The 12,380-nt window shown below is 69.8% G+C and carries 10 protein-coding genes; 6 read left to right on the forward strand and 4 right to left on the reverse strand.

Translation table 11 applies throughout. From position 1 onward, the window contains the following. Nucleotides 1-77: 77 nt before the first annotated feature. The gene (locus tag BM362_RS32855; RefSeq protein WP_093575839.1) at nt 78-1,163 is read right to left on the reverse strand and encodes a glycosyltransferase family 4 protein; all 1,086 of its coding nucleotides are present in this window, start codon (nt 1,161-1,163) and stop codon (nt 78-80) included. An 18-nt stretch (nt 1,164-1,181) separates the two neighbouring features. On the opposite strand from BM362_RS32855, the gene BM362_RS32860 reads away from it, so the two are divergent. From BM362_RS32860 to BM362_RS32870, 3 genes are read left to right on the forward strand one after another with little or no spacing between them, the layout of a single operon-like run. Then, nucleotides 1,182-2,111 carry a glycosyltransferase family 2 protein gene (locus tag BM362_RS32860; protein WP_093575840.1) on the forward strand — a complete coding sequence of 310 codons (930 nt, stop codon included), beginning with the start codon at nt 1,182-1,184 and terminating at the stop codon, nt 2,109-2,111. A 31-nt stretch (nt 2,112-2,142) separates the two neighbouring features. Then, nucleotides 2,143-4,656, forward strand: a complete 2,514-nt coding sequence (locus tag BM362_RS32865) for a glycosyltransferase (RefSeq protein ID WP_067589916.1) — start codon at nt 2,143-2,145, stop codon at nt 4,654-4,656. Beyond that, nucleotides 4,649-5,734 carry a glycosyltransferase family 4 protein gene (locus BM362_RS32870; RefSeq protein WP_067589913.1) on the forward strand — a complete coding sequence of 362 codons (1,086 nt, stop codon included), beginning with the start codon at nt 4,649-4,651 and terminating at the stop codon, nt 5,732-5,734. Before BM362_RS32865 ends, BM362_RS32870 begins: the two co-directional genes overlap by 8 nt. Here BM362_RS32870 and rfbD read toward each other — a convergent pair. Both rfbD and rfbB read right to left on the reverse strand, forming a co-directional pair. Further along, entirely contained in the window at nt 5,710-6,618 is a 909-nt protein-coding gene (gene rfbD / locus BM362_RS32875; RefSeq protein ID WP_093575841.1) for a dTDP-4-dehydrorhamnose reductase, read from the reverse strand. The genes BM362_RS32870 and rfbD overlap by 25 nt on opposite strands. Before the next feature lie 28 nt (nt 6,619-6,646). Next, nucleotides 6,647-7,639 carry a dTDP-glucose 4,6-dehydratase gene (rfbB, locus tag BM362_RS32880; protein ID WP_093575842.1) on the reverse strand — a complete coding sequence of 331 codons (993 nt, stop codon included), beginning with the start codon at nt 7,637-7,639 and terminating at the stop codon, nt 6,647-6,649. Between the two features lie 118 nt (nt 7,640-7,757). On the opposite strand from rfbB, the gene BM362_RS32885 reads away from it, so the two are divergent. The 3 genes from BM362_RS32885 to BM362_RS32895 all read left to right on the forward strand — a co-directional run bounded on the left by BM362_RS32885 (nt 7,758) and on the right by BM362_RS32895 (nt 11,780). Then, a complete protein-coding gene (locus BM362_RS32885; RefSeq protein WP_067589904.1) occupies nt 7,758-9,284 on the forward strand; it encodes an LCP family protein in 1,527 nt (508 codons plus the stop codon). 595 nt (nt 9,285-9,879) lie between these two features. Then, entirely contained in the window at nt 9,880-10,977 is a 1,098-nt protein-coding gene (locus tag BM362_RS32890) for an LCP family protein (protein WP_208865417.1), read from the forward strand. A 98-nt stretch (nt 10,978-11,075) separates the two neighbouring features. After that, nucleotides 11,076-11,780, forward strand: a complete 705-nt coding sequence (locus BM362_RS32895; protein WP_093575844.1) for a TIGR03089 family protein — start codon at nt 11,076-11,078, stop codon at nt 11,778-11,780. Between the two features lie 43 nt (nt 11,781-11,823). Here BM362_RS32895 and BM362_RS32900 read toward each other — a convergent pair whose 3' ends face one another. Beyond that, complete coding sequence (locus BM362_RS32900) at nt 11,824-12,252, reverse strand: DoxX family protein (RefSeq protein ID WP_067589896.1); 429 nt, start codon at nt 12,250-12,252, stop codon at nt 11,824-11,826. Nucleotides 12,253-12,380 lie beyond the last annotated feature (128 nt).

Here is a 12,380-nt window from a genome sequence, read left to right on the forward strand (position 1 = left end):
CTTCGCCAGCACCCCGGCACCCGACCGCCGACGCAGCTGCCGAAGCCCCGGCCGCCACCCCACCCGCAAGCCCGCCGTCAGCCCGCCCGCCGATGCGCCGCCCACACCGCCTCAGCCGCCGCCCGCCAGGTGAACGTCCGTGCCCGCTCGCGCCCCAGTTTCGACAGCTCCGCCGCCTTGTCCGGCGACAGCAGCACCTCTTTCAGCGCCCGAGCCAGCGCGTCCGCGTCCCCGCGCGGCACCACCAGCCCCGCCCCGCCGGAGACCTCCACCAGGGCCGGGACGTCCGTGTGCACCACCGGCACCCCGATCGCCATCGCTTCCAGCAGCGGCAGTCCGAAGCCCTCCGCGAGGCTCGGCACCGCCAGCACGCTCGCCCCGCGCAGCGCGGTCGCCAGTTGTGCGTCGGTCACCTTCCCCAGGACCCGCACCGATTTCAGGCCGCGGTCGGCCGCCAGCCGCACCGGGTCGATGCCGCCCCAGCCGGGCTGGCCTGCCAGCACCAGGCCGACGTCGCCGGCCTCGTCCGTGCCGTCGAGCTGCGCCACCGCGTCGACCAGCACGTCCATGCCCTTGCGCGGTTCGATCGTCCCGACCGCCAGCACGTACCGCGACGGCAGGTCAAGCTGAGCAGCCCCCTCCGGCACGGTCACCCCGTGCGGCACGACCCGCACCGGGACGTCCACGTCCAGCAGCACCGCCAGCTCGTCGGCGACCGCTCGGGTCGGCACGATCAGCCCGGACGAGCGCCGCGCGGCCCGCGCGATCATCGACCGGTGCCAGCTGACGCCGCGCGCGGTCAGGGTCTCCGGATGCGTCCAGGGCACCGTGTCATGCACGGTGACGGTCAGTGTTCGCCCAGCCGGGGGACGGGGCGGCGCGAACGGGGTCGGCGCGTGCACCGCGTCACCGCCCGGCCACCAGCGCAGGCCCAGCTGCCACAGCGCGACCAGCGCCCTCGGCGGCAGCGGCAGCACGCGCGGCCCTTCGACCCCCTCGATCCGTGCGGCGGAGACGTCCGCGTGCCGCGCGACCACGCTGGACACGGTCCAGCCGGGCGGCGCGGTGCGGGCGAGCGCGGGCAGCAGTTCGGCGGTGTACCGGCCGGTGCCACCCGGAACGGGGGCGAGCAGTTGCTCGGCGATCACGACCAGTTCGGGCACGCCGCTATTCTCTCCCAGGTGACCAGCGCGGAATCCGGCACCACCGTCGTCGTGGTGACCTGGCGTGGGGCAGCCCACCTCACCGCGTGCCTCGACGCGCTCGCCGCCCAGGATCGTCCACATCGGACACTCGTGGTGGACAACGCCTCAACCGACGGCACCGCAACGATTCTCGCCGCGCACCCCAGCCATCCGGAGGTGCTCCGGCTCCGTCGCAACACCGGTTACGCCGGCGCGATGGCCCACGCGCTCGAACGCATCGACACCCCGCGCGTCGCCTGGCTCAACGACGACGCCGCCCCCGAGCCGGACTGGCTCGCCAACCTCGAAGACACCCTCGACAGCCAGCCGCTCGCCGCCGCCGTCACCTCCCGGCTCGAACTGCCCGACGGCAGCACTCAGTCCACCGGTGTCCGGCTCACCGCCGACGGCCATGGTGCCGACCTCACCGAACCCAGCGACGAGGTCTTCGGCTTCTGCGGCGGTGCCGCACTGCTGCGCGCCGACGCCGTGCGCGCGGTCGGGGGCGTCCCGGCGAGCTTCTTCTGTTACTACGAGGACACCGACACCGCGTGGCGGCTGCGGCTGGCCGGATGGCACGTCGCCGCCGCGCCGAAAGCACGGGTCCAGCACCTGCACGGCGCCAGCACGAACCCCGGTTCGCCGCAATTTCACCGCTGGAACGAACGCAACCGACTGCTCATGCTGCTGCGCTGCGCACCTGCGAAAGTCGCGATCCGGGAACTGGCCCGCTTCGCCGCGATCACCGCTGTGCTTCCGCTGCGCCGGCACCGCCCGGGCGCGGCGAACTTCGATCCCGCGCTGCGTGTGCGGGTGCTGGCGGAGGTTGTCCTCCGGCTCCCCCGCACGCTGCGGGAACGCGGTCGCGTGAGCCGGATCTCGGCGCTGGGCCGAGGCGCGATCTGGGATGCCTGGGCTGGCCTTTAAGCTGGGCGGAAATTCGACGGAGGAGCTCGTCTTGGCAGTGGGGGACCCGCAACCGCTCGTCTCGGTGATCGTGGTGAATTACCGCGGCGCCGAGGACACCATCACCTGCCTGCGGGCGCTGCGGACCGACCTGGATTACGCGAATGTCGAGCTGATCTGCGTCGACAACGCTTCTGGAGGCGACGACGCGGCCCGCATCCGCGCCGCGGCGCCCGCCGTGCGGCTCATCGAATCGCCGGTCAACACCGGGTTCGCGGGCGGCTGCAACCTCGGCGCGCAGCACGCGAAGGGCACCGTCCTCGGCTTCCTCAACAACGATGCCCGCCCCGCCCCGGCGTGGGTCTCCGCGGCCGTCGCCGAACTGCGCGCGCAGCCGACCGTCGCCGCGGTGGCGAGCAAGGTCCTCGACTGGGACGGCACCGGCACCGACTTCGTGGACGCGGGTCTGACCTGGTTCGGCATGGGCTACAAGCGCCACGCGGGCAGCCCGCTCGCGGATGTGCCCGAGGTCGAGCACGACGTCGCCAAGGACGTCCTCTTCGGCACCGGCTCGGCGCTGTTCGTGCGCGCGTCGGTGTTCGCCGAACTCGGCGGTTTCGACGAGCGTTTCTTCATGTTCTACGAGGACGTCGACCTCGGCTGGCGGCTCAACCTGCGCGGCTGGCGCGTCCGCTACGTGCCGGAATCGCTCACCTACCACCGCCACCACGGCACCATGGCCGCCGTCGACGCGCCCGACACCGGCCGCGAGACCTTCCTGCTGGAACGCAACGCACTGGCCGCGCTGTACAAGAACCTCTCCGCCGAATCACTGGCCCGCGCTCTGCCCGCGGCACTCGCGCTGGCCGTCCGCCGGGCGACCGCACGCGGCGGCATCGACCCGGACCAGCTTGATCTGGAAAAGGGCGTCGGCCCCGTCGACACCTCGGAAATCCCGGTCCCGCGCACCACGCTCGCCGGGGTGCTGGCAGTGGACCGATTCGTCGAGATGATGCCTTCGCTGGCCGAGTCCCGCGCAGTCGAGCAAGCCGCGCGCGTGCGGACCGACGCCGACCTGCTTCCGTTGCTGCGCAAGGCACTTGAGCCCGCGTACCCGCTGCCGGATTACCTTCGCGCACACGAAATCCTCGTCGAAGCGTTCGGCATCAAGGACGTGTTCGGCCAGCGCCGCAAGATCCTTGTCCTCACCGGCGATTCGATCACCGAGCGCATGGCGGGCCCGGCGATCCGGGCGTGGAACATCGCCTCGACGCTGTCGGCCGAGCACGACGTGCACCTCATGACCACCAACCCGCTGGTCTCGCCGCCGCCCGCGGCCTTCCAGGTCAGCTCGGGCAAACACCGCGACCTCGACGGCCCGATCGAATGGGCGGACGTCGTGATCCTTCAGGGACACGTGCTGGAGCTGGCGCCGTCGCTGAAGAAGCAGCACGAGCACAAGATCGTCGTCGCCGATGTCTACGACCCGATGCACCTGGAGCTGCTGGAACAGGGCAAGGACGCCCCGGACGACCAGCGCGCGCTCGACCTGGCCGGCGTCACCCGCGTTCTGGACGCCCAGCTCGAACGCGCCGATTTCTTCCTCTGCGCCTCAGAGCGCCAGCGCCACTTCTGGCTGGGCCACCTCGCCGCGCTCGGCCGCCTGTCCCCGCGCCTCTACGACGCCGACCCGACCACCCAGTCCCTGCTCGCCGTCGTCCCGTTCGGCCTCTCCCCGCAAGCCCCGACGCGCACCGGTCCGGGTCTGCGCTCCGCTCTCGGCATCGGCGAATCCGACCGAGTCGTCCTGTGGGCGGGCGGCGTCTACAGCTGGTTCGACCCGCTGACCCTGATCCGCGCCTTCGACCTCCTCCGCCACCGCCGCGACGACGCCCGTCTGGTGTTCCTCGGCATGAAGCACCCGAACCCCGAGGTCGCCGAGATGGACATCGGCTCCCGGACCGTGCGGCTGGCGGATTCGCTGGGCCTCACGGACAAGAACGTCTTCTTCAACGAACAATGGGTCCCGTACTCGGATCGCCAGAACTGGCTTCTCGACGCCGACTGCGGCGTCACCACGCACTACGAACACGTCGAGACGACTTTCGCTTTCCGCACCCGGGTTCTCGACTACCTGTGGGCCGGTTTGCCGATCGTGACGACCGACGGTGACGCGTTCGCCGACCTTGTCCGCGCGGAGGGCCTCGGCGTCGTCGTCCCCGCCGAAGACGCTGGCGCGTTGGCAGACGCGCTGGAAAAGTCCTTGTACGACCGGGAATTCGCCGACGCCTGCGTCGAACGGATCCGCGTGGTCGCGCAGCGATACGCCTGGCCGGAGGCACTGAAACCCCTAGTGGAGTTCTGCCGCAACCCGCGCCCCGCCGCGGACCGGTTGCCCGGCGGCGCCGACCTCACCGTCAGCGACCCCGTACGCGGCACCGCGATGGTACGGCGCGATATGGCTCTGGTGCGGGAATATCTCGCCGCCGGCGGCCCAGGCGAACTGGCCAAGCGCGCAGCCGGACGGGTCACGAAGGTAGCGCGGGAGCGGTTGCGCCGTGGCTGACCGTCCGCTGCGTGTCCTGCTGGACGGCACCCCGCTGCTCGGCTCCCGGACGGGCATTGGCCGGTACACCGCCGCGTTGAGCGAAGAACTCGCTTCCATGTCCGAAGTGGACCTTCGCGCAGTCGCGTTTACCCTGCGGGGCTGGCGGAAACTGCGGCATGTCTTGCCACACGGCGTACAAGCTCGGGGAATGCCAGTCTCCGCAAGGCTTCTGCGGGCCACCTGGCTACGCACCCAGCTACCCCCGGTCGAGCTGTTCGCCGGACCAACCGATGTCGTCCACGGCACGAACTTCGTTCTCCCCGGCCGCCTTCGCGCCGCCGGAGTCCTGACCATCCACGACCTGGCTTTCCTCGACGCCCCTCAGGAACTGTCCCACTCCGACCGCACTCTCCCGGAGCTGGTCCGACGTGGCGCACACCGGGCGAATGTCATCTGCACGCCCACCGAGGCCGTCGCGGATTCCGTCGCCGAGAAGCTGGATGTCGATCGGTCGAAGATCATCGCGACTCCGCTCGGGGTGAATCCAGCCTGGTTCACCGCCCGACCGCCGGATGACGGAGTGCGGGCGAAGCTACGGTTGCCGGAGAAGTACCTGCTGTTCGCTGGCGCCGCCGGGCCACGCAAGGGTCTTGACTGGTTAGCCGCCGCCCACGCAGCCGCACCGGACCTGCCACCGCTGGTCTTCGCCGGCCCCGGCCCGTTCCCCAGGCTGCCACGGTCCGGACAGACCGGCTATCTGTCCGATGTAGACCTTCGCACGGTCGTAGCCGGTGCCGCCGCCTTGGTTCTCCCGTCCAGGGACGAAGGCTTCGGCCTGCCCGTCCTGGAAGCAATGGCCTCGGATGTTCCCGTCGTGTGCACCGACATCCCAGCTCTGCGCGAGGTAGCGGGAGACTGCGCGACCCTGGTTCCCTACGACGATGTAGACGGGCTCGCAGAAGCACTACGCCAAGCCGTGACAGACCCGCACGGCCTAGCCACCTCCACCGCCCGCAGAACTCATGCGGCAAGCTTCACCTGGCACAGCACCGCACTGCGGACTCTCGACGCCTACCGCCAGGCCGTAGCGCGCTGACCACTCGTGACGTACGCGTGCAGTGCTTCCCGCCAGTTTCGCAGTGGAGTCAGGCCCGCGTCTTGCCAGGAAGCGTTGGACAGCAGGGAGTATGCCGGGCGAGGAGCTGGCCGAGGGAATTCTTCGGTAGTGCAGGGCTTGACCCGCTCAGGATCCGCCCCGATCTCCTCGAAGATGGCCCGGGCGAACCCGTACCAAGAAGTCTCGCCGCCGCCGGTGCAATGCAGGACCTTCCCGGCAGGCCCCCGGCCGGAAGCGACCGCCTCGGCCAGCTCCCACAGGCCACGAGCCAAATCAGCGGACCAGGTAGGCGCCCCCACCTGGTCATCCACCACGGACAACTGATCCCGCTCCGACTCCAGCCGCCGGATCGTCTCGACGAAATTAGCCCCGGTCTTCCCATAAACCCAACTGGTCCGCACCACCCAGGCCGACGCCCCCGACCCGAGTACCGCATCCTCCCCGGCAGCCTTAGTCCGCCCATAGGCATTCTTCGGCCCCAAAACATCATCCACCGCATAAGGCCGATCCCCATCCCCGGGAAAAACATAATCCGTGGAAAGGTGAATCAACGGCACCCGCCGCGAGGTACAAGCCGCCGCCAACACCCGCGGCCCGTCCACATTCACCGCGAACGCCCGAGCCTCATCCGATTCCGCCGCGTCAACCGCCGTATACGCCGCGGCATTGATCACCACCGGCACCGCGCCAGCAGCCGAGGCCCGTTCAGCCAATTCCCCGACCGCGGCGATCACCTGGCCGGCAGCCGTGACATCCAGCTCCGCCGACGAAGGCGCGAGCACCTCGGTTTCCGGGCCCGCGGAATTCACCAGGTCCCGGCCGAGCTGGCCAGAACCGCCGGGCACGAGCACTGCCAGCCGCACCGGCGTACCTCCTACTGCGAAAAGGGTTTCAGGACGTGCCGAGCGCGGCGCGGGCCTTCAGCGGCTCCCACCACGCGCGGTTGTCGGCATACCAGCGCACCGTCTCCGCCAAACCGTCCTCGAACGACACCCGCGGAGCGTAACCGAGTTCGCCGCTGATCTTCGCGATGTCGACCGAGTACCGCCGGTCGTGGCCCTTGCGGTCGGCCACCGGTTCGACCATTTCCCAGCCGGCCCCGGCCGCCGCGAGCAGGCGTCCGGTCAGTTCCCGGTTGGTCAGCTCGGTGCCGCCGCCGATGTTGTAGACCTCGCCGGGACGGCCGCCGTCGGCGACCAGCTGGATTCCGTGGCAGTGATCGTCCACGTGCAGCCAGTCCCGGATGTTCAGCCCATCGCCGTACAGCGGGACCTTCTTGCCGTCCAGCAGGTTCGTCGCGAAGAGCGGGATGACCTTTTCCGGGAACTGGTACGGGCCGTAGTTGTTCGAGCACCGCGTGACGCACACCGGCAATCCGTGCGTCCGGAAGTACGAGCGGGCGATCAAATCCGACGACGCCTTCGAGGCGGAGTACGGCGAATTCGGCTCCAGTACGTGGTCTTCCGACCACGAACCGTCCTGGATGGACCCGTACACCTCGTCCGTCGAGACGTGCACGAACTTCCCGACCTGCGCCTCCAGCGCGGCCTGCAGCAACGTCTGGGTGCCGAGCACGTTGGTGAGCACGAAGTCCGCCGAACCGAGGATCGAGCGGTCCACATGGGACTCCGCGGCGAAGTGCACGACCAGATCGATGCCGCTCATCAGCTCGGTGACCTGCGCGGTGTCGCAGATGTCGCCGCGCGCGAAACGCAGCCGCGGGCTGTCGGCGACCGGGGCGAGGTTCGCCTCATTACCCGCGTAGGTGAGCTTGTCGAGCACCACGACCTCGGCGTCGGCCAGCGTCGGATACGCCCCCGACAGCACCTGCCGCACGTAATGCGAACCGATGAACCCAGCACCGCCCGTGACCAGGACCCGCATCCTCATCCACCCCTTCCGCCCGACCGGGCACTCTCGCCACCAGCCTACGGGTGGCTTACCTGGGAGTCGGTAGAGTTCGGCAAAGCGCGAAACGCGCGGGGCATCCTGGGGAGGAACAGTGGCCGAATGGCCGGGGACACCGCTGCCGGTGCACCGCGGTCGCGGCGTCGTCGTCGTGCTGCGGCGAAGCGGAAAGATCCTGTTGTCCGTCGCGTCCGTGGTCGTGCTGGCGCTTACCTGGTACGGCTGGCAGTTCATCGGCGACCCGCAGTCCGGCTTCTCCACCACGGCGATCTTCGGCGAGCAGCAGCCGCACGCGAAACCGCTCGACGGCGCGATCGACATCCTCCTGGTCGGCCAGGACAGCCGCACCGACGCGCAGGGCAATCCGCTGCCCCGCGAGGTGCTCGACATGCTGCACGCGGGCGAGTCCGACGGCGAAAAGCAGACCGACACGATGATTCTCGTGCACATCCCGCAGAACGGGGAGCACGCGATCGCCATCTCCTTCCCGCGCGACTCCTACGTCGAGATCACCGGCGGCTTCGGCAAGCACAAGCTGAACAGCGCGTATGTCTACGCCTACAACGACACCGCCAAGACGCTGCAGGCCAAGGGCAACGCCGACCTCAAGGACGTCGACGAAAAAGCCAAGCTCGCCGGACGCAAGAACCTCGTCGCGACGCTGGAGAAGTTCATCGGCAAACCGGGCATGATCGACCGCTACGCCGAGGTGAACCTGGCCAGCTTCTACGAGGTCACGAAGGCCATCGGCGGCGTGCAGGTGTGCCTCAAGAACCCGGTGAAGGAGAAGAAGTCGGGCGTCGACCTGCCCGCGGGCGAGCAGACCATCGAGGGCGTCCAGGCGCTCGCGTTCGTCCGCCAGCGCTACGGCCTGCAGAACGGCGACCTCGACCGGATCGGGCGCCAGCAGGCGTTCCTGTCCGGCCTGGCGAGCAAGGTGCTCTCGTCCGAGGTGCTGGCCAACCCGGTGCGGATCGCGCAGCTCATCGAGGCGGTGAAGAAGTCCGTGGTGCTGTCCGCGGGCTGGGACCTGTCCGAGTTCGTCGACCAGATGCGCGGGCTGACCGGCGGAAACGTCGAATTCCACACTATCCCCACCGAGGGCAACGCGGTCATGGGCGGCGCTGACGTGCTGCGCGTCGACCCGGCGAAGGTCCGCGCCGAGATCGACCGGCTGACCTCCGACGGCAGCACCCCGCCCCCCAGCAACGCGCCGTTGCCCGGAACCGGGCAGACCACCGTCGAACTGTTCGACGGCTCCGGCTCGGGCGCCGCCGACCAGGTGCGGAGCCTGTTGCAGGGCAAGGGTTTCCAGCTCGGCACCAGCACCAAGCTGTCCACCCGCGCGACGACCGTGCTGCGCTACCACCCGTCGGACGAGGCCGCCGCCGACCTGGTCCGCCAAGCCCTCGGCAGCACCGCGCAGGCCGAGCCGGACGCCGACGTCGCCGCCGGGCACGTCCGGGTGATCCTCGGCAAGGACGCGCGCGACACCGCCGGCGCGTCGGCCACGACGTCCTCGGCACCGCCCGCGTCTTCGCCCTCCGGGCCCCCTCCATCCAGCCCCTCGAACTCACCCGCGCCGCTCATCACGGCGGGCGATGTGCCCTGCGTCAACTAGAGTCGAGCACCCAGCGTGCCGGCGCGCCGCAGGCCGTACGCTGGGGAGCGGGGAGGTAGCCGGGGTGAGCGAAAACCAGGACAAACCGGACCGGACGGCGGATTCTGCCGACAGTCCGGCGGTTTCCGATGCCTCGGACCGCGGATCCGACGGAACACCGGAGCCGAAGCACGCCGCCGCTGAGCCTGCTGCAGAGGAAGCAGCCGAGGAAACCGCCGCCGAGGAAACCGAGCCGGTCACCGAGCGTGCCGCCGCCGACGAAACCAAACCAGCCACCGAACGTGCCACCGCCGACGAAACCAAACCAGCCACCGAACGTGCCACCGCCGACGAAACCAAACCAGCCACCGAACGTGCCACCGCCGACGAAACCAAACCAGCCACCGAACGTGCCACCACCGACGAAACCAAACCAGCCACCGAGCGTGCCACCACCGACGAAACCAAACCAGCCACCGAGCGTGCCACCACCACGTCCGAGCGGAAGCCCTCGCCGCACCCGCGCGTCGCACTCCCCCAGCCGTCGAACCCGGCCCCGCCGGAGGAACCGGACCGCCGCTCGGGCCGGGTCACCCGGGTCACCCGCCGCGTCGCGATCGGCCTGGTCTCGCTGCTCGCACTGAGCGGGACGGGGTACGCGTACGTCACCAAGGACAAACTGCAGGACAACGTCGCGACCGCCGACGTTCTCACCCCGCGCGCGGGCGAACCCCCGGCCCCGCCCGCCGACGACGGCGGCACCGACATCCTGCTCGTCGGCAGCGACGCGCGCACTGACCAGCAGGGCAACCCGCTGCCGCCGAGCATGCTGAAGTCATTGCGCACCGAGGACAAAGCCGGCATCAACACCGACACCGTCATCCTGTTGCGGATCCCGAAGAACGGCGGCAAGGCGTCCGCGGTGTCGATCCCGCGCGACAGCTGGGTCGACGTGCCGGGCCGCGGCAAAGCGAAGATCAACTCCGCGTACGGCGTCGCCAAGGCGCGCGCCGAACAGGAGGAACGCGCGCAGGGCGAGCACGACCAGGCGAAGATCGCCCGCGATTCGGACGCCGCCGGGCGGCGGGCGCTGGTCCAGACCGTGCAGGACCTCACCCAGGCGCGCATCGACCACTACGCCGAGGTCAACCTGCTCGGGTTCTATCTGATCACCGAGGCCGTCGGCGGTGTGCCGGTGTGCCTCAACCACGCGACGTCGGACAAGGATTCCGGGGCGAACTTCCGCCGCGGCGTGCAGACGGTGAGCGGCGGCGAAGCGCTGTCCTTCGTGCGCCAGCGCAAGAACCTGCCGAACGGCGACCTCGACCGGATCAAGCGGCAGCAGGCGTTCCTGTCCTCGGCGATGCGCAAGGTGCTGTCCGCGGGCACGCTCACCAATCCGAGCATGCTGAACAGCCTGATGGACGCGGTACACCGGTCGTTCGTGCTCGACGACAGCCTCGACGTGCTCGAATTCGCCCAGCAGGTCAAGGGCATCGCGTCCGGCGACCTGACCTTCGCGACGATCCCGGTGATCACCACGAACGGCCGCAGCGAGGACGGGCAGAGCATCGTCGAGGTCGACCCGGCCGCGGTGCGGAAGTTCGTCGCGGGGCTGGCCGGACGCAGCAGCACCGGGGGCGGCGGCGCGGCGGCCGGTGCGGTGTCGCAGAGCCTCGACTCCGGAATCCCGGGCGTGCCCTGCGTCGACTGACGCCGCGACTAGCCTGAGGGCATGAGCGAGCTTGCGAGCGAACCATCCAACACTGCGCCTTCGGCTCATGCCGCGCCGAGCGCGAGCGAGGCGGGCGCATGAGCCTCACCGAGCAGCTGCTGCGCCCGCTTCTGACCTCGCCGGCGAAACCGCTGATCACGCACTACGACGACCGGGTCGGCAGCCGGGTCGAGCTGTCCGTGGCGACGATGCAGAACTGGGCCGCGAAAACGGCAAACTGGCTGGTCGACGAGTTCGACGTGGAGCAGGGCGACGCCGTCGCGGTGCGGTTGCCCGCGCACTGGCAGACCGCGGGCGTGCTGCTCGGCGCGTGGTGGTGCGGGGCCCGCGTGGTCGCGGAGCCCGAGGGCGCGCGGGTCGTCTTCACCAGCCCGGACGAGGAGATCGACGCCCCGGCCGTCGCGGTCGTGTCGCTCGACCCGATGGGCCGCGGCCTGCCGGCGCCGCCGTCCGGGGGAGCGCTCGACTACCTGAGCGAGGCCCGGATGTCGGGCGACCAGTTCTTCCCGATGCAGCCGACGCCCGGCGACACCCCCGCGCTCGGTTCCTCCACAGTGGACGAAGTGTGGACGGAAGCCACCGCGCGCGCGGCAAAAATCGGCCTGACCGCAGCGGACCGGGTGTTGTCCACGATGGACTGGACAGTGCCGGACGGCGTACTCGACGGCCTGCTCGTTCCGCTCGCCGCCAGCGCGCACCTGGTCCAGGTCACCAACGCCGACCCGGCGAAACTGTCCGCCCGCCGCCAGGCCGAACGCACCACCGCCGACCTGCCCTCGTGAGTGCTGATCACGGCTGGAGCCGTGATCAGCGCTCACGACACACTCAGGCGCTCTGCAACTCAAGCGCCCCTTCACGGCGACGCCAGAACAGCACGTGGTCCAGGGACAGCCGTCCGCCATTGAAGCCCAGCGCCAGCGCGGTGAGGCCGAGCACCAGCACGAGTTCGTAGCCGCCTTCGCCGGTAAGGCCGTGCGCCGCGTGGACCGAGATCAGCGCGCCTGCCATGTTGATCGCATAGCCGATGGCGACCACCGGCAGCAGGAAGCCGACGACGAACGCGATCGAGCCGAGCAGTTCGAGCACGATCACGAGGAACGCGGAGACGCTCGGCAGCGGGATGCCGATCTGGCTGAACATGTCGGCGGTCGCCCCGACGCCGCTGTCCCATTTCTGCAGGCCGTGGGCGAAGAACACCACCGCGATGCCGATCCGGCCGAGCAGCAGCGCGACGTCCTTGACTCGAGTCAACATGGAGACAGCTCCCCGATAGGTGAAAATTCAACTGACCAGGCCCACGGTAGGGCACTGAACACCGCCGCGGGGGTGTCAGCCAGTGATCGACAGGAAACCGACAGGCACCGAAAACTCGCTGTACACCG

This window comes from Amycolatopsis rubida (genome assembly GCF_900115345.1).
Taxonomy (GTDB): Bacteria; Actinomycetota; Actinomycetes; order Mycobacteriales; family Pseudonocardiaceae; genus Amycolatopsis; species Amycolatopsis rubida.